Annotated in this window: 1 protein-coding gene; it reads left to right on the forward strand. The window is 70.7% G+C overall.

Annotation, left to right across the window (positions count from 1 at the left end; translation table 11 throughout):
• Positions 1–1,025 (forward strand): IS701 family transposase (locus tag ACIQCZ_RS42615; RefSeq protein WP_402291606.1); only part of this gene is annotated, 1,025 nt, incomplete at both ends.

Here is a 1,025-nt window from a genome sequence, read left to right on the forward strand (position 1 = left end):
CTGCCGGACGGCAACATGCAGGCTCTGCAGCAGTTTGTCAGCCAGTCGCCGTGGGACCACGTTCCGGTGCTGCGGAAGATCGCCAGGAAGATGACCTCTGTCATCAGTCCCGAGGCGTGGGTGATCGACGACACCTCGTTCCCGAAATCCGGCGACCAGTCGGTGGCCGTCTCCCGGCAGTACTGCGGTGCGCTGGGCAAGCGTTCGCCCTGCCAGGTCGGGGTGAGTGTCCATGCCGTCACCGACCGGGCCTCGTGCCCGCTGTCGTGGCGGCTGTTCGTGCCGCCGGAGTGGGGCGACCGCGACGATGTCCGCAGGAAGCGAACTGGCCTCCCTCCGGAGGTCGGGCACGTCGAGAAGTGGCGACTGGCGATCGACATGCTGGACGAATCGATCAGCTGGGGACTTGCTCCGCAGGTCGTGGTCGCCGACGCCGGCTACGGCCAGTCCGCCGCCTTCCGCCATGCTCTGCGGTCCCGGCGCCTGAACTACGTCGTCGCCGTGCGCGGGGACGAAACGGCCCACCCCTTCGACGCGGAACCGGTGGCGCCCGCCTACAGCGGCGCGGGCAGGCACCCTCTGCCCCGCTACCGCACGGGCACGCTCGCCCTTCACGAGCTCGCCACCGAGGAAGGCCGCCGGGCGTTTCGGCAGGTCACCTGGCGCCAGGGGAGCCGCGGCGCGATGCGCTCGCGGTTCAGGGTCCTGCAGGTGCGACCCGCCGGGAAGATCCCCCGGACGCTCGCCGCCGCCGACGCCGGAGGATCAGCCACTTGGGACGGCGTGCTGCAGGCCGAGACCCTGCTGGTCGAATGGCCTCCTGGTGAGAACGCACCCACGGACTACTGGCTCACCGACCTCCCGCCCGACACCCCGATCCGGCGGCTCGTGCGCATGGCCAAGATCCGCTGGCGCATCGAGCACGACTACCGCGAGATGAAGCACGGCCTCGGCCTGGACCACTTCGAGGGCCGCACCTGGCGCGGCTGGCACCACCACGTCACCCTCGTGACCGCCGCCCACGC

Source organism: Streptomyces sp. NPDC093149 (genome assembly GCF_044754145.1).
Lineage (GTDB): Bacteria > Actinomycetota > Actinomycetes > Streptomycetales > Streptomycetaceae > Streptomyces.